The sequence below is a fragment of the Lysobacter sp. MMG2 genome (assembly GCF_016735495.2).
In the GTDB taxonomy this organism is placed as follows: Bacteria; Pseudomonadota; Gammaproteobacteria; order Xanthomonadales; family Xanthomonadaceae; genus Lysobacter_J.
This window is the reverse complement of record NZ_JAERQY020000001.1, coordinates 928566-944118: the sequence shown is the minus strand read 5'-3', so window position 1 is coordinate 944118 and position 15553 is coordinate 928566. Positions and strand designations below refer to the sequence as shown.

Sequence of the window (15553 nt, the reverse complement as noted above, 5' to 3'; positions counted from 1 at the left end):
CGGCCGACTCGATGGCCTGCCATCGGGACGATCCAGCAAAGCCCCGGTTCTTCCGGGGCTTTTGCTTTCTGCGTCCAATGGCAGGGCGCTGCGACGAAACGTTCGCTCCACGCGCGCAACCGCGGCCAATGCCCATGCCACGGACAGGGTTGGGCGGTTAAGCTTTGTCGCCATGACGACCCAACTCCCGCGCGGCTCGTTCCGCCTCCAGTTCTTCCTCGGCTTCCTCGCCTGTGCCGGCCTGCTGGCGTATGCGATCTACTTGCAGCTGCATGACGGCCTGGAGCCCTGCAACCTGTGCATCTTCCAGCGTGTGGCGTTCGCGGCGCTGGGCGTGGTGTTCCTGATCGGTGCACTGCACGGACCGAAGCGGCCGGCGGGCCGGGTCGGTTACGGCACCGCCGCGCTGCTGGCTGCGCTGGCGGGCATCGCGGTCGCCGGTCGACATGTCTGGGTGCAGATGCAGCCGCAGGGCGCCGTCTCGTGCGGCGCGCCGCTGTCCTTCATGCGCGAGACGATGTCGACGTGGGATGTCGTGCGCAAGGTGATGACCGCCACCGGCAACTGCGGCGACATCGACTGGACCTTCTGGGGCCTGTCGATGCCGTGGTGGAGCCTCATCTGCTTCGTCGTGCTGGCGGCGTGGGCGGGCTATGCGGCCTTTCGCCGCCGCTGACTGCGTTACCCCAGTTATCCCGGACCCGTGAAAGGGTGGCCCGGCTCGGTTGCCGCTGTAACGGTTGCAGCGCGCCGTGCGAGCGCCCATAGTGGTTCGCCGCATTGCAGCATCGTGTCATGCCTACGTCCGACCGCACCCTCCGCGCCGTGAACCTGCCCGCTGACTGGTCGCCCCAGTCCTGGCGCAACCGCACTGCGATGCAGTTGCCGCAGTATCCCGACGCGCAGGCGCTGGAGACCGCGCTGGGCGAGCTCCGCTCGCTGCCGCCGCTGGTGACCTCGTGGGAGATCCTCTCGCTCAAGCAGCAGCTCGCCGACGCGCAGGAAGGCAAGCGCTTCCTGCTGCAGGGCGGTGATTGCGCGGAGAGCTTCGCCGGCTGCACCTCCGACGTCATCTCCAACCGGCTCAAGGTCCTGCTGCAGATGAGCCTGGTGCTCGTGCACGGCTTGCGCAAGCCGGTGGTGCGCGTGGGCCGCTTCGCCGGCCAGTACGCCAAGCCGCGTTCGACCGACACCGAAACGATCGGTGAGGTCACGTTGCCCAGTTACCGCGGCGACATGGTCAACGCGCCGGAGTTCACGCCCGAAGCGCGCACGCCCGATCCGCGTCGCATGATCAAGGCGCATGCGCGTTCGGCGATGACGATGAACTTCGTCCGCGCGCTGATCGACGGCGGCTTCGCCGACCTGCACCATCCCGAATACTGGAACCTGAGCTGGGTCGGCCATTCGCCGCTCGCCGACGAATACCGCCGCATGGTCAATGCCATCGGCGACGCCGTGCGGTTCATGGAAACGCTGTCGGGCAGCGAGGTCCACAACCTCAACCGCGTCGACTTCTACACCTCGCACGAAGCGCTGCTGCTGCCCTACGAGGAGTCGCTGACGCGCCAGGTGCCGCGCCATTGGGGCTGGTTCAACCTCAGCACGCACTACCCGTGGATCGGCATGCGCACCGCGCAGGTCGACGGCGCGCACGCCGAATACTTCCGCGGCATCCGCAATCCGATCGCGCTGAAGGTCGGTCCGTCGGTGACGCCCGACCAACTGCTGCGCATCATCGACCTGCTCAATCCGGAAGACGAGCCGGGCCGCCTGAGCTTCATCCACCGCATGGGCGCGACCGGCATCGCCGAGAAGCTGCCGCCGCTGCTGGAGGCGGTGCGCCGCGACGGCCGCCGCGTGCTGTGGGTGTGCGACCCGATGCACGGCAACACCGAGAGCACGAGCAACGGCTACAAGACGCGCCGCTTCCGCAACATCCGCAGCGAGCTGGAGGACGCGTTCGAACTGCACGCCGCCGCCGGCACGCGGCTGGGCGGTGTGCACCTGGAGCTGACGGGCGAGGACGTCACCGAATGCCTCGGCGGCGCGCGTGAGCTCACCGAGAGCGATCTGGCGCGCGCTTACAAGTCGACGGTCGATCCGCGCCTGAACTACGAGCAGGCACTGGAGATCGCGATGCTGATCGTGCGCAAGCAGGCGCAGATCGCGGCACCGGCCTGACCTGTAGGCTCATGCAAGCAAAAGGCCCGCTTCGGCGGGCCTTTTGCATTTTCAGCGGGGGCGACATACATCAGCCCTTGGTCGTTCCTAGCGGTGCCGTCGCCAGGAACTGCGGCGCCTTGCGCGCGCGCGTCTTCTGTTCGAATGCGAACGCCAGCTCGATCAGACGCGGTTCGCTCCACGCCGGGCCCATGAAGACGATGCCCATCGGCAGGCCGAAATAATCGCCCATCGGCACGGTGACGCTCGGCGTACCGGCGACGGCGGCGGCGCCGTAGCCTTCACCGAGGAAATGATCGCCGTTGACCGGGTCGATCAGCCACGCCGGCGCGGTGGCAGGCGCGACGATGGCATCGAGTGTGGAAGCCGTGAGCGCGGCCTGCAGGCCGTCGCTGCCGGCCAGTCGCTTGGCTTGGCTGCGCGCGTCGATGTACGCCATCTCGTCCAGCGTGCCCTTCGCCTGCGCGCGTTCGAACAGCTCCTGCGCGAAGAACGGCATCTCCGTCTTGGTGTTGCGGCGGTTGAATTCGATCAGCCCCTCCAGCGAATTCACCGGCGCGCCGCTGCGCGACAGATAGCCGTTGAGGCCGTGCTTGAACTCGTACAGCAGCACGTCCATCTCGGCGTCGTTCCATTGCCCGTCGGTGGGCAGTTCGACGTCGACGATCTCCGCGCCGGCCTGGCGCATGGCCTCCAGGCTGCGCTCGAGCGCGGCGTCGGCGGCGGGATGGAAACCCATCGCCTTGCGCAGCACGCCGATGCGGGCGCCGCGCAGGCCGTCGCGGTTGAGGCGCGCGTGGTAGTCGAAGATCGCCCGGCCGGTGCTTTCGGCCGTGGCGGAATCGGTGTCGTCGCGACCGACCATGGCCGACAGCAGGATTGCCGCGTCGGCGACACTGCGCGCCATCGGGCCGGGTGTGTCCTGGCTGTGCGAGATCGGGATGATGCCGCTGCGGCTCACCAGGCCGACCGTCGGCTTGATGCCCACCAACCCCGCGACCGAAGACGGGCAGACGATGCTGCCGTCGGTCTCCGTGCCGATTGCGGCGGCTGCGAGGTTGGCGGCCACGGCCGCGCCGCTGCCGGAGCTGGAACCGCAGGGCGAGCGGTCCAGCGCGTACGGGTTGCGCGTCTGCCCGCCGCGCGCGCTCCAGCCGGAGGTCGAACGCGAGGAACGGAAGTTCGCCCACTCGCTGAGGTTCGTCTTGCCCAGGATCACCGCGCCCGCATCGCGCAGTCGCGCGACGACGAAGGCGTCGGTGCGCGGATGGTGCGAGGCGAGGGCGAGCGAGCCGGCGGAGTTCGCCATCGGCGTCGCGTCGATGTTGTCCTTCAGCAGGATCGGCACGCCGTGCAGCGGGCCGCGCACGCGGCCGGCCTTGCGCTCGGCGTCGCGTGCATCGGCTTCCTTCAGCGCGGCCGGATTGACTTCGATCACCGCGTTGAGATGCGGGCCGGCGTCGTCGATCGCGGCGATGCGGTCCAGGTACGCCTGCGTCAGCGCGTGGCTGGTGAGCTCGCCACGTCCCATGCGGGCTTGAAGTTCGTCGATACCGACTTCGGCGAAGGCGAAGTTTCCATCCGGTGCGGGCGCGGCGGCCGGCTTGGCGGAAGTCGTCGCGGTCGGACCGGCTTTGGCCGTGCCGGGTACGTCGGCGCGGTTACAGGCGGGCAGGAGCGCGAGCAGCGTTGCCAGTGGCAACGTCTTGACGATCAAAGAGCGCATTGCGATTCCCCGGTCGCAGGTGGCTGACCCGAGGATACGCCATTCAGCTTGGCTGGCGGGGGCTCAGGGGCGCCGCTTACGGATGTCGCGTGCCAGCACTGCGACGACGATCAAATTGATCGCCAGGACGGCGACCGACATCCAGCCGGGGTGGCGGAACAGGGCGTACACGTCCAGCGGCAGGTAGATCGCGGCGCTGATGCAGCCCAGCCACGACGCCCAGACCTTGACGCGCCACAGGCCCCAGGCCTCGACGAAGCGCAGGATGCCGTAGGCGAAGATCAAACCCGCGGCCAGATGGACGCTGTCGGGATTGATGAGGTCGGAGAAGCGCGCCAGCGCGCCGGTCTGCGGATCCAACTGGAACCGCGTCATCAGTTCGTGCAGCCAGCGCAGCAGCGGGGCCGGGCCGAGCAGCTCCAGGCCGCTGGCGGCGGCGAAGGCCAGCAGGCCTTTGGCGGCCTCGAAGATCGCGATGGCATGCAGGCCCGGATGGGCCTGCGGCCGGGAGTCGTAGGTGGCGTCGGTCATGGCGTGATCAGACACGGCGCCACCGTTTTGGTTCAAGCCGCGCGGGAGGCGCGCTTGCGCTCGCTCTCGGTGAGCTGCTTCTTGCGCAGGCGGATTTCCTTGGGCGTGACTTCGACCAGCTCATCGTCCTCGATGAAGTCCAGCGCCTGCTCCAGCGAGTACTTGATCGCCGGCGTCAGCTTGATCGCGTCGTCCTTGCCCGAAGCGCGCATGTTGGTGAGCGGCTTGGTCTTGATCGCGTTGACGGTCAGGTCGTTGTCCTTGGAATGGATGCCGACCAGCTGGCCTTCGTACACGTTGTCGCCTTCGGCGGCGAACAGGCGGCCGCGCTCTTCCAGCGGGCCCAGCGCGTAGGCGGGCGTGGCGCCGGCGGCGTTGGCGATCATCACGCCGTTGAGGCGCTTGGCGATCGCGCCGGTTTCCTTCGGACCGTAATGGTCGAACACGTGGAACAGCAGGCCCGAACCCTGCGTCAGGGTGCGGAACTCGTTCTGGAAACCGATCAGGCCGCGCGCCGGAATCATGTAGTCCAGGCGCACGCGACCCTTGCCGTCGGGCTCCATGTTCTTCAGCTGGGCCTTGCGGATGCCCAGCTTTTCCATCACGCCGCCCTGGTGCTGCTCTTCGATGTCGACCACCAGCTGCTCGATCGGCTCCATGAGCTGGCCGTCGATTTCCTTGATGATCACTTCCGGACGCGACACGGCGAGTTCGAAGCCTTCGCGGCGCATGTTCTCGATCAGCACCGACAGGTGCAGTTCGCCGCGGCCCGACACCAGGAACTTGTCCGGATCGGAACCTTCCTCGACCTTCAGCGCCACGTTGTGCAGCGTCTCGCGCTCCAGGCGCTCGCGCAGCTGGCGGCTGGTGAGGAACTTGCCGCCGCTGTATTCCTTGTGGCCGGCGAACGGCGAGTTGTTCACCTGGAAGGTCATGCTGATCGTCGGCTCGTCCACGGTCAGCGCGGGCAGCGCTTCCGGCGCGTCGAGCGCGCAGACGGTGTCGGAGATCGACAGGTCGGTGACGCCCGCGATGGCGACGATGTCGCCGGCGCCGGCTTCCTCGGTCTCGATGCGCTCCAGGCCCATGAAGCCCAGCACCTGCACGATCTTGCCCTGGCGCTTCTTGCCTTCACGGTCGATCACGCTGACCGGCATGTTCTTCTTCACCTTGCCGCGCTGGATGCGGCCGATGCCGATCAGGCCGACGAAGCTGCTGTAGTCCAGCTGGCTGATGCGCATCTGGAACGGGCCATCCTCGTCCACCTGCGGCGGTGCGACGTGCTTCATGATCGCTTCGTACAGCGGGGTCATGTCGCCCGAACGCGCGGCGTCGTCCAGGCTGGCGTAGCCGTGCAGCGCCGAGGCGTAGACGATCGGGAAGTCGAGCTGCTCGTTGGTGGCGCCGAGCTTGTCGAACAGGTCGAACACCTGGTCGATGACCCAGTCCGGACGCGCGCCCGGGCGGTCGATCTTGTTGACCACGACGATCGGCTTGAAGCCCATCGCGAACGCCTTCTGCGTCACGAAGCGCGTCTGCGGCATCGGGCCGTCCATCGCGTCGACGAGGATCAGCACCGAGTCGACCATCGACAGCACGCGCTCGACCTCGCCGCCGAAGTCGGCGTGGCCCGGGGTGTCGACGATGTTGATGCGGTTGCCCTGCCAGGTGATCGCCGTGTTCTTGGCGAGGATCGTGATGCCACGTTCCTTTTCCTGGTCATTGCTGTCCATCGCGCGCTCGGCGAGCACGGTGCGCTCGGAAAGGGTGCCGGACTGCTTCAGGAGGCAGTCGACGAGGGTGGTCTTGCCGTGGTCGACGTGGGCGACGATGGCGATATTGCGCAGGCGTTCGATGGACATGCGGACAGGCCGGCAGACCGGCGCTCAGGCGAGGGGTAGCCGAATATTATACCTTGCAAACATGGCCGTTGCTTGTTCAGGCAGACGGCGCCGGGAGGCGCTCGCGGACCCTTGTGAAGCCCCGCCACCGCCGCCATCTGAACGGCGAGTTGCCCCTTTCTCCCACCAATTCCTTTCCCCGAACAACGTCCAGGAGACGCATTCATGAGCCTGATCGCCACTTTCGACACCGACCGCGGCCCCATCCGCGTGGAACTGGCCGCCGACAAGGCGCCGCTGACGGTCGCCAACTTCGTCAATCTGGCCCAGCGCGGCTTCTATGACGGGCTGAGCTTCCACCGCGTCATCAACGATTTCATGGTCCAGGGCGGCTGCCCGCTGGGCACCGGCACCGGCGGCCCGGGCTACCGTTTCGAAGATGAAACCCGCACCGGCCTGTCCCACGAGCGCGGCGTGCTGTCCATGGCCAACGCCGGCCCGGGCACCAACGGCAGCCAGTTCTTCATCACCCACGTCCCGTGCCCGTGGCTGGACGGCAAGCACACGGTGTTCGGCAAGGTGCTGGAAGGGCAGCAGATCGTGGACAGCGTGAAGCAGGGCGACACGATCAAGTCGGTGAAGATCGAAGGCGACACTGCCGCCGTGCTGGCCGCCAAGGCCGACCGCGTGGCCGAGTGGAACAAGACCCTGGATGCGAACGCGCGCCCGTAACCTGATCGATGTCATTCCCGCGAAGGCGGGAATCCAACTGTCCGTACCCGCAGCGCCTGCTGCCGGGCGTGACAAGTCGGACGCCTGGGTCCCCGCCTGCGCGGGGATGACGGCTTGAATACCCCGTCGAACTGAGGCGCCCGCTCCGGCTTGCCGGGGCGGGCGTTTTCGCATCCGGCGGGGCGGGGCGCCCGGGTCCGCGTGTTAACATCGCAAGGCTCGATGGCGGCCGTTTTCGCGGCTGCAGTTCCAGCCTCGAGCACACCCCACATCGACCCCAACGAGGTTCCCGCGATGCCCCAGCTTGCCCGGCGCATCGGTCGCGCCAAGCCCAGCGCGATCATGCAGGTTGCCGAGAAGGCCAAGCGGCTCAAGGCCGAAGGCCGCGACATCATCAGTTTCTCGATTGGTGTTCCCAACTTCCTCCCCGGCGAGCACGTCTACGCCGCCGCACGCGAAGCGCTGTCGAAAGACAGCGGCCAGTACGGCAGCAATCGCGGACCCGACGCGCTGCTCGACGCGTTCGTCGAACACATGGCGAAAATCGGTCTGACCGGCTACGGCCGCGTCAACTGCGCCACCGGCATCGGCGCCAAGCACGTCATCTACAACCTCGCCGAAGCGCTGCTCGACGAAGGCGACACCATCGTCTTCCCGACGCCGTACTGGACCAGCTACCTCGACATCGCCGAGATCGTCGGCGCGAAGATCGACCTGCTGCCGTGCCCGGCCGAACAGAACTACAAGCTCACGCCCGCGCAGCTCGACGTCGCGCTGGCCAAGAAGCCGCGCGTGTTCCTGTTCAACAACCCGTCCAACCCGACGGGCATGGTGTACACGAAGGAAGAAATCGACGCGCTGGCCGACGTCATCGTGAAGTATCCGGACACCTGGATCATCACCGACGACATCTACAACCGGATGGTGTTCGACGGCCTGGGCTACCACAACTTCGTGCACGCCCGCCCGGAGCTGAAGGACCGCGTGATCTTCCTCGACTCGCTGTCCAAGACCTACGGCATGCCGGGTTGGCGCGTGGGCTTCATGGCCGGTCCGGAAGTCGTCGCGCAGGCGCTGGTGACGATGAATTCCAACCACATCACCAACGTGCCGGAAGTCGTCTGCGCTGCGGCCATCGCCGCGTTCAACGGCCCGCAAGACGTGCCGACGCAGAAGTGCGCCGAGTTCCAGGCCAAACGCGACCAGGTGATGGACGTGATGAACGCCATCCCGGGCGTCGTCTGCCCGCGTCCGCAGGGCGCGTTCTACGTGTTCCCGGACATCAGCGTCGCCTTCGGCAAGACGCACACGCCAACGGGCACGAAGATCAACAACGACGTCGACTTCTGCAACGCACTGCTGGAAGCCAAGGGCGTGGCCTGCGTGCCGGGCTCGGCCTTCGGCGAGCCGCGCGCGCTGCGCATCAGCTACACCTGCCCGACGCCGCAGCTCGCACCGGGCCTGCAGCGTTTCCAGGAATTCTTCGCGGAACTGCAGTGATTCGGGATTCGAGATTCGGGATTCGCAAAAGCGGATCCCGAATCCTCCCGTAGCGCTGCCGCTGTTTCCGAATCACGAATCCCGAATCACGAATCCCGGAGTTTCACCATGAAGACCCCCGTCCGCGTTGCCGTCACCGGTGCTGCCGGCCAGATCGGTTACTCGCTGCTGTTCCGCATCGCTTCCGGCGAAATGCTCGGCAAGGACCAGCCCGTCATCCTGCAGATGCTCGAGCTGCCGATGGAGAAGGCCCAGGCCGCGCTCAAGGGCGTGATGATGGAGCTGGAAGACTGCGCGTTCCCGCTGCTCGTCGGCATGGTCGGCACCGATGACGCGGAAGTCGCGTTCAAGGACGCCGACATCGCCCTGCTGGTCGGCGCGCGTCCGCGCGGCCCGGGCATGGAGCGCAAGGACCTGCTGCTGGAAAACGCGAAGATCTTCACCGCCCAGGGCGCCGCGCTGAACAAGGTCGCCTCGCGCAATGTGAAGGTGCTCGTCGTCGGCAACCCGGCCAACACCAATGCCTACATCGCCATGAAGTCGGCGCCGGACCTGCCGGCGAAGAACTTCACCGCGATGCTGCGCCTGGACCACAACCGCGCGCTGTCGCAGCTGGCCAACAAGGCCGGCGTCGCCGTGGGCGATATCGAGAAGCTGGTCGTGTGGGGCAACCACAGCCCGACGATGTACCCCGACTACCGCTTCGCCACCGTGGGCGGCGCTTCGTTGAAGGACAAGATCAACGACGCCGACTGGAACGCGAACGAGTTCATCCCCAAGGTCGGCAAGCGCGGCGCGGCGATCATCGAAGCGCGCGGGCTGTCGTCGGCTGCTTCGGCTGCCAACGCCGCCATTGACCACGTGCGCGACTGGGTGCTGGGCAGCAACGGCAAGTGGGTGACGATGGGCATTCCGTCCGACGGCAGCTACGGCATTCCGAAGGACGTGATGTTCGGCTTCGCCGTGACCACGAAGGACGGCGAGTACACGATGGTGAAGGACCTGCCGGTCGACGACTTCAGCCAGAAGGCCATCGACAAGACGCTGGCCGAGCTGGAAGAAGAGCACGCCGGCGTTTCGCACCTGCTGTAATCCGCATCGCGCGACTGTTTCGGCAGTCGCGCGAGACGAAAAAGGGCGGCCAATGGCCGCCCTTTTTCGTTGATGCAGCTGTCGGCTGCTACATCGCTTCGTGCTTGCTGTCGTCATTCCGCGGGAATGACAGATTAAGAGCGTCGATAAGAGATCAGAATCAGAACTGCACCTGCGCCCGCAGTTCCACCTCGTCGGTCGCCGAATACGCCGCGCGCTTCTCATCCAGAACGTGCACGTAGTTCGCCTGGAACTTGAAGTGCGAAGTGAGATACCAGTTCGCGCCGAAGGTGATGTCGCGCTGGCGGCCGCCGGCGATGCCCGCGTCGTTCAGATCGAGGTGGCCGTAGCGCGCCAGCAATTCCACTGCACCGAAGCCCTTCGCGGGTTTCACATTGGCGACGTTCCCGCCGGAGTAAGGGCGCGATTCCCCCGTGAGCAGCCAGCTGCCGGTAACGTAGCCGCCCTGCGCGGTGAAATCGCGCAAGCCATCATCGCGCTGCGCGCTGCCAACCAGGTATTCGCCCTGCAGTGACCAGGGGCCGTCGATCCACAGGGCCTCCAGCCCCGCACGGTCGATGCGGTCCACATGCATCAGCTTGCCCGAATCGACCAGCCGCACATCAGTAAGGCCGGCTTGCGGACGTGCGCGGAAGCGCGCGCCCGGCGCCGTGTAGATGCCGCGCCCGTCAGTGTTGCCGTGCGGATTCTCCACCGACGCGGACACGCCCAGATGCAGCACGCGCGCGTCACCGTGAAGCGGCAGCCAGAACGCGCGCGCCGCCGCCGTCGTGCCGGGGTTGTCGCCCTGCAGGAGTACGCGGCGCTGAAAGCGTAATCAGGTCGCGCGAGCGACCACTCAACGCCCGTGCGTCGGCCTTCGAACACCGCCTGCGACGCGGCCGCGTTCTCCATCAGGCTGCCCGCGCGCGATGCCGAATTGCTCTCGAAACCGACAGGCGTCTTGAAATAGCCCGCGCGGATGCGGCCCATGTCCTGTCCGAACAACGCCTTGGTCTCCACGCGCAGTGCGACATCGAGCCAGGTGTTCGTTTCGAAGTCCATGCCGACAGTGGCGTCGTAAACGCCCTTCTTCTTCAGCGCGGCGCCGAACTCGCGACGGCGCATGCCATCGTCGTCGTGCAGCGTTGTCGTGGCCGTTCCATAGCCGCGATCGCCGGAGAAATCGTTGAGGTCGTAAGCGAAGTTGAGGGAAGCGGAAAGATCGGTGCCGTCGGCGAACGTGTGGTGCGTCGGCCAGGCGTCGAAGTCGCCGGCCGTCGCGTCGGTCGCACAAAGCAGCAGGCCGGCCAGTGCGGCGGCCAGGATCGATGGATTCATGGGAAGTCGGTCGTTCGGAAGAAGGAGGCGTGCGAAGTCGCGCACGGACGCGAAGGGGTCAGTCGCTTTCGACGCTGGAGGTCGCATTGAACGGTTCCGACGCAGGCGTCGGATTCGCCAGCTCGCGCTGCAAGCGGTGCGAGCAAGGCAAGCGGACGGGGCGCAACAATGCCGCCACGCGCCAGCCTCGACCGGCTGAAAATTGGACGTTGCGCGCATCGCGCCTTGCTGCATCGCGCCATGTCGTGCAGCGGGGCTCGGGAGCGTTCCTGCCAAATCAACCGCTTACGTGCGCAGGCGTGCCATCACGCAGCCTCTTCGACCATCGTCGTAACGAACGCTCACGTGTCACGGACTAGCCTCGACGGATCGTCGTTGGAAAGGCCCCGCCATGCGCTACGAAGACTTCTATCGCCGCTCGATCGAACAGCCCGAGGAGTTCTGGGGCGAGCAGGCTAGGGCGATCCACTGGCACAAGCCGCCGGAGCGGATCCTCGACTATTCCACTCCGCCATTCCGCAAGTGGTTCGTCGGCGGCGAAACCAACCTGTGCTTCAACGCCGTCGACCGCCATCTGCACGAACGCGGCGACCAGCTGGCACTCGTGGCGATCTCATCGGAAACCAAGGTCACGCGCGAGATCACGTACCGCGAGCTGCATCGCGAAGTGAACACCTTCGCCGCGGTGATCCGTTCGCTCGGCGTCGGCCGCGGCGATCGCGTGGTGATCTACATGCCGAACATGGCCGAGGCCGTGTTCGCGATGCTGGCCTGCGCGCGCATCGGTGCGGTGCATTCGGTGGTGTTCGGCGGTTTCGCCTCGCACAACCTGGCGCTGCGCATCGACGATGCGACACCGAAGCTGCTGATCTGCGCCGACGCCGGCATGCGCGGCGGCAAGGTGATTGCGTACAAGCCGCTGGTCGATGCCGCCTGCGCTGCGGCGAAATCGCCGCCTCCTAAGGTGCTCATCGTCGATCGCGGGCTCGATCCGCAACGTACGAACGTGGAAGGCCGCGACGCGGACTATGCCGCGCTCCACGCGCAGTACGACGGCGAGGAAGTCGACGTCGAATGGCTGGAATCCAACGAGCCCAGCTATCTGCTGTACACGTCGGGCACTACGGGCAAGCCAAAAGGCGTGCAACGCGATGTCGGCGGTTACGCGGTCGCGCTGGCGTTGTCGATGTGGTCGATCTACGACGTGCGCGCGGGGCAGGTGATGTTCTCCACGTCCGATGTCGGCTGGGCGGTGGGGCATTCGTACAACGTGTACGGGCCGCTGATCGCCGGCGCGACCTCGGTGTTGTACGAGGGCCTACCGACGAATCCCGACCCCGGCGTGTGGTGGCGCATCTGCGAGCAGTACGGCGTGCGCACGATGTTCTCCTCGCCCACCGGCATCCGTGTGTTGAAGAAACAGGATCCCGCGTTCCTGAAGAAGCACGACCTGTCGAAGCTGCAGTGGCTGTTCCTCGCCGGAGAACCGCTGGACGAACCCACCGCGCACTGGATCACCGACGGCATCGGCAAGACCATCATCGACAACTACTGGCAGACCGAAACCGGCTGGCCGGTGCTGTCGCTGATGCCGGGGTTGGACCTGAAACCGGTGAAGTTCGGTTCGCCCGGATTGCCCACGCCGGGCTACAAGCTGCGCGTGATCGACGACAACAGCGGCGAGGACGTGAAGGCCGGCGAGAAGGGTGTGCTGGTGATCGAGCCGCCGCTGCCGCCGGGCTGCCTGACGACGGTGTGGAACGACGACGCGCGATTCCTTTCCAGCTACTTCAGCCACTTCAAGCAGCTCGTCTACAGCTCGCTGGACTGGGCGATCCGCGACGAGGACGGCTACACCTTCATCCTCGGCCGCACCGACGATGTCATCAACGTCGCCGGTCACCGCCTGGGCACGCGCGAGATCGAGGAGTCGTGCTCCACGCATCCCAGTGTCGCCGAGGCCGCCGTCATCGGCGTGCACGACGAACTCAAGGGTCAGGTACCGGTCGTGTTCGCCACGCTCAAGCGTCCCGACGAATCGCCTGCCGATGCGGCCGCTGCGATGCAGCAGCGCGTGGTCGAACAACTCGGTGGCGTGGCGAAGCCGGCGCGCGTGTACGTGGTCAACGCGTTGCCGAAGACGCGCTCGGGCAAGCTGCTGCGGCGTTCGTTGCAGGCGCTGGCGGAGAGTCGCGATCCGGGTGATCTGTCCACGCTCGACGACCCCGGTGCGCTGGAGGAAGTGAAGCGCGCGCTGGAGCGGGGCCCCGATACAGGAGGCTGACACCGGACGTATTTCCCGTTCGTCCTGAGCGTAGCGGAGCGAAGTCGAAGGGCGGACGGGGCTGCGACCGACCGATGCTGCGCGCCTACGCTCAGGGCGAATGGTGAGGAGATACCGCTGCGGCGTGCTCTTCCACTCCGCCCGGTTGCACACCCGCATAGCGCGCACGCGGTCGTATGAGTCCACCGTGCGCCTGCTGCTCCAGCGCATGCGCCAGCCAGCCGGCGAGGCGCCCGGCGGCGAACATCACCAGCGCCGGCGTCGCCGGCAATGCATAGGCGTGGCAGATCGCGGCGAGCATGAAGTCGATGTTCGGGTGCTGACCGCTGATTTCCTCGGTGGCTTCGACCATCGCGTTGAGTGCATCCAGCTGCGCCGGATCCGGCGCCGCGTCGCGCAGGCGTTGCAGCAGTTCCGCCGCGCGTGGATCGCCGTCCGGGTACAGCGCATGGCGGAAGCCGGGCAGGTCGTCGCCGCGCTGCCATCGCGCTGCGATCGCATCGCGTGGCGAATCGGCCTGAGACGCTTCGGCGATCAATGCGTAGGCGCGTGCCGTGGCGCCGCCGTGGCGCGGCCCCGACAAGGCCGCCAATCCGCTGCACACCGTCGCGTGCAGATGCGCACCGGTCGAAGCGACCACGCGCGCGGCAAAGGCGGAGACGTTGAGTTCGTGGTCGGCGCACAGCACCAGTGCGGCGCGCACGAGGTCCTCGAATGCCGCATCGCCCGGCCGCCACGCGCGTGCCAGCACGCGATGCACGGGATCGGCCGACGGCGGTTGCGCGACCAGCAGCGCGGCGTTCTGACGCAGCAGCGTCGCCGCGACGCGATGCCGCACCTGCGGCGCCGAGTTGAACGAATGGCGCTCCTGCAGCGCCAGCAGCGGAATCGCCGCCATCGTGCGTTCCAGCGGCGGCAGACGTGCGTCGACGGCGATGCTCGCCACGGTGTCCGGCCAGCCCGGCACCGCCATCGCGAAGGGGTCGTCGCTGCCGCAGTCCCACAGGAGACGCGCGGTGTCCTCCAGGCTGGCACCGGCGCGCACCTGCGCGATCGCCGAACGGCCGCGGTAGTACGGCCCGTCCGGCCGGATCAGCGAGATCCGCGTCTCCAGCACGGGCAAACCGCGATCCAGGCTCTGCGCCGCCCCGCGCGCTGCGCCGCGACCGATGCGCTGGCGCTCCGCCAGCCGCTCCACGTCCTGGCGCAGGTACAGGCGGCTGCGGTGGTCGGGGCCGGGGCGCGATTCGAGCAGGCCGCGGCTGACGTAGGCGTACAGCGTGGCCCGGCTGATGCCGAGCAGACGGCAGGTGTCGCGGGCGGAGAGGAGGTCGTCCATGGCGATAGATTGCCAGACAGATTGATTGGAACGATCAAGATTGATCAACCAGTGGGATGGTGCCAGATTGGCACCCGTCGCAGACAGGAGTTCCCCCATGAGTTCCGCTTCCGCAGGCGCCCGTTTCCGCGCCGCCCTCGCCGCCGAAAAGCCCCTGCAGGTCATCGGTGCCATCAACGCCAACCACGCGCTGCTGGCCCAGCGCGCCGGCTACCGCGCGATCTACCTCTCCGGCGGCGGCGTCGCCGCCGGCTCGCTGGGCCTGCCGGACCTGGGCATCTCCGGGCTGGAGGACGTGCTGATCGACGTGCGCCGCATCACCGACGTATGCGACCTGCCGCTGCTGGTGGACATCGACACCGGCTTCGGGCCCAGCGCGTTCAACATCGAGCGCACGGTGAAGTCGCTGATCAAGGCCGGCGCCGCCGCATGTCACATCGAGGATCAGGTCGGGGCCAAGCGCTGCGGCCATCGTCCGGGCAAGGAGGTCGTGTCGCAGGGCGAGATGGTCGACCGCGTCAAGGCCGCCGCCGATGCGAAGACCGATCCGGACTTCTTCCTGATCGCCCGCACCGACGCCATCGCCGTGGATGGCGTGGACGCGGCGATCGAGCGCGCCATCGCCTGCGTGGAGGCCGGCGCCGACGGCATCTTCGCCGAGGCCGCCTACGACCTGCCCACCTACCAGCGTTTCGTCGACGCGGTGAAGGTGCCGGTGCTGGCCAACATCACCGAGTTCGGCAAGACGCCGTTGTTCACCCGCGACGAATTGGCCTCGGTGGGCGTGGCGATCCAGCTGTTCCCGCTGTCGGCGTTCCGCGCCATGAACAAGGCGGCAGAAAATGTCTACACCGCCATCCGTCGCGACGGCCACCAGAAGAACGTGGTGGACACCATGCAGACCCGCGAGGAACTGTACGATCGCATCGGCTACCACGCGTTCGAGGACAAGCTCGACGCGCTGTTCGCGAGCAAGAAGTAAG

General features: G+C 66.9%; 11 protein-coding genes and 1 pseudogene. 7 read left to right on the top strand and 5 right to left on the bottom strand.

Annotated elements, in window-relative coordinates:
* The first annotated feature begins 172 nt into the window (after positions 1-172).
* Positions 173-676 carry a disulfide bond formation protein B gene (locus JI752_RS04125; RefSeq protein ID WP_216959628.1) on the top strand — a complete coding sequence of 168 codons (504 nt, stop codon included), beginning with the start codon at positions 173-175 and terminating at the stop codon, positions 674-676.
* Positions 677-795: 119 nt separating this feature from the next.
* On the top strand, positions 796-2184 hold the full coding sequence (locus tag JI752_RS04120; protein ID WP_216959625.1) for a 3-deoxy-7-phosphoheptulonate synthase class II: 1389 nt from the start codon (positions 796-798) through the stop codon (positions 2182-2184).
* 70 nt (positions 2185-2254) lie between these two features.
* On the opposite strand, the gene JI752_RS04115 is transcribed toward JI752_RS04120, so the two are convergent.
* The 3 genes from JI752_RS04115 to typA all read right to left on the bottom strand — a co-directional run bounded on the left by JI752_RS04115 (position 2255) and on the right by typA (position 6303).
* Positions 2255-3910 carry an amidase gene (locus JI752_RS04115; RefSeq protein WP_216959622.1) on the bottom strand — a complete coding sequence of 552 codons (1656 nt, stop codon included), beginning with the start codon at positions 3908-3910 and terminating at the stop codon, positions 2255-2257.
* Positions 3911-3973: 63 nt separating this feature from the next.
* Positions 3974-4441 (bottom strand): DUF2127 domain-containing protein, encoded by a 468-nt coding sequence (locus JI752_RS04110; protein ID WP_216959620.1) that lies wholly within the window; start codon positions 4439-4441, stop codon positions 3974-3976.
* A 32-nt stretch (positions 4442-4473) separates the two neighbouring features.
* The gene (gene typA, locus JI752_RS04105) at positions 4474-6303 is read right to left on the bottom strand and encodes a translational GTPase TypA (RefSeq protein WP_216959617.1); all 1830 of its coding nucleotides are present in this window, start codon (positions 6301-6303) and stop codon (positions 4474-4476) included.
* 204 nt (positions 6304-6507) lie between these two features.
* On the opposite strand from typA, the gene JI752_RS04100 reads away from it, so the two are divergent.
* The 3 genes from JI752_RS04100 (at position 6508) to JI752_RS04090 (ending at position 9606) form a co-directional block, all read left to right on the top strand.
* On the top strand, positions 6508-7014 hold the full coding sequence (locus JI752_RS04100; RefSeq protein WP_216959598.1) for a peptidylprolyl isomerase: 507 nt from the start codon (positions 6508-6510) through the stop codon (positions 7012-7014).
* A 294-nt stretch (positions 7015-7308) separates the two neighbouring features.
* Positions 7309-8514, top strand: a complete 1206-nt coding sequence (locus tag JI752_RS04095) for a pyridoxal phosphate-dependent aminotransferase (RefSeq protein WP_216959596.1) — start codon at positions 7309-7311, stop codon at positions 8512-8514.
* Between the two features lie 108 nt (positions 8515-8622).
* Positions 8623-9606, top strand: a complete 984-nt coding sequence (locus JI752_RS04090; protein ID WP_216959593.1) for a malate dehydrogenase — start codon at positions 8623-8625, stop codon at positions 9604-9606.
* Between the two features lie 160 nt (positions 9607-9766).
* Here JI752_RS04090 and JI752_RS04085 read toward each other — a convergent pair.
* A pseudogene (locus JI752_RS04085) lies at positions 9767-10947 on the bottom strand (porin).
* Between the two features lie 391 nt (positions 10948-11338).
* Between JI752_RS04085 and prpE the strand changes: the two are divergent.
* Positions 11339-13231, top strand: a complete 1893-nt coding sequence (gene prpE, locus JI752_RS04080; protein ID WP_216959591.1) for a propionate--CoA ligase — start codon at positions 11339-11341, stop codon at positions 13229-13231.
* Between the two features lie 91 nt (positions 13232-13322).
* Here prpE and JI752_RS04075 read toward each other — a convergent pair whose 3' ends face one another.
* Positions 13323-14570 carry a citrate synthase family protein gene (locus JI752_RS04075; RefSeq protein ID WP_254200181.1) on the bottom strand — a complete coding sequence of 416 codons (1248 nt, stop codon included), beginning with the start codon at positions 14568-14570 and terminating at the stop codon, positions 13323-13325.
* A 97-nt stretch (positions 14571-14667) separates the two neighbouring features.
* Between JI752_RS04075 and prpB the strand changes: the two genes are divergently transcribed.
* Positions 14668-15552 (top strand): methylisocitrate lyase, encoded by an 885-nt coding sequence (gene prpB, locus JI752_RS04070; RefSeq protein ID WP_216959588.1) that lies wholly within the window; start codon positions 14668-14670, stop codon positions 15550-15552.
* The last annotated feature ends 1 nt before the right edge of the window (position 15553 follow it).

Bases quoted from the DNA above. Each gene is read 5' to 3' on its own strand.
- JI752_RS04125 (WP_216959628.1), top strand. From the start codon at position 173: ATGACGACCCAACTCCCGCGCGGCTCGTTCCGCCTCCAGTTCTTCCTC.
- JI752_RS04120 (WP_216959625.1), top strand. From the start codon at position 796: ATGCCTACGTCCGACCGCACCCTCCGCGCCGTGAACCTGCCCGCTGAC.
- JI752_RS04115 (WP_216959622.1), bottom strand. From the start codon at position 3,910: ATGCGCTCTTTGATCGTCAAGACGTTGCCACTGGCAACGCTGCTCGCG.
- JI752_RS04110 (WP_216959620.1), bottom strand. From the start codon at position 4,441: ATGACCGACGCCACCTACGACTCCCGGCCGCAGGCCCATCCGGGCCTG.
- typA (WP_216959617.1), bottom strand. From the start codon at position 6,303: ATGTCCATCGAACGCCTGCGCAATATCGCCATCGTCGCCCACGTCGAC.
- JI752_RS04100 (WP_216959598.1), top strand. From the start codon at position 6,508: ATGAGCCTGATCGCCACTTTCGACACCGACCGCGGCCCCATCCGCGTG.
- JI752_RS04095 (WP_216959596.1), top strand. From the start codon at position 7,309: ATGCCCCAGCTTGCCCGGCGCATCGGTCGCGCCAAGCCCAGCGCGATC.
- JI752_RS04090 (WP_216959593.1), top strand. From the start codon at position 8,623: ATGAAGACCCCCGTCCGCGTTGCCGTCACCGGTGCTGCCGGCCAGATC.
- prpE (WP_216959591.1), top strand. From the start codon at position 11,339: ATGCGCTACGAAGACTTCTATCGCCGCTCGATCGAACAGCCCGAGGAG.
- JI752_RS04075 (WP_254200181.1), bottom strand. From the start codon at position 14,570: ATGGACGACCTCCTCTCCGCCCGCGACACCTGCCGTCTGCTCGGCATC.
- prpB (WP_216959588.1), top strand. From the start codon at position 14,668: ATGAGTTCCGCTTCCGCAGGCGCCCGTTTCCGCGCCGCCCTCGCCGCC.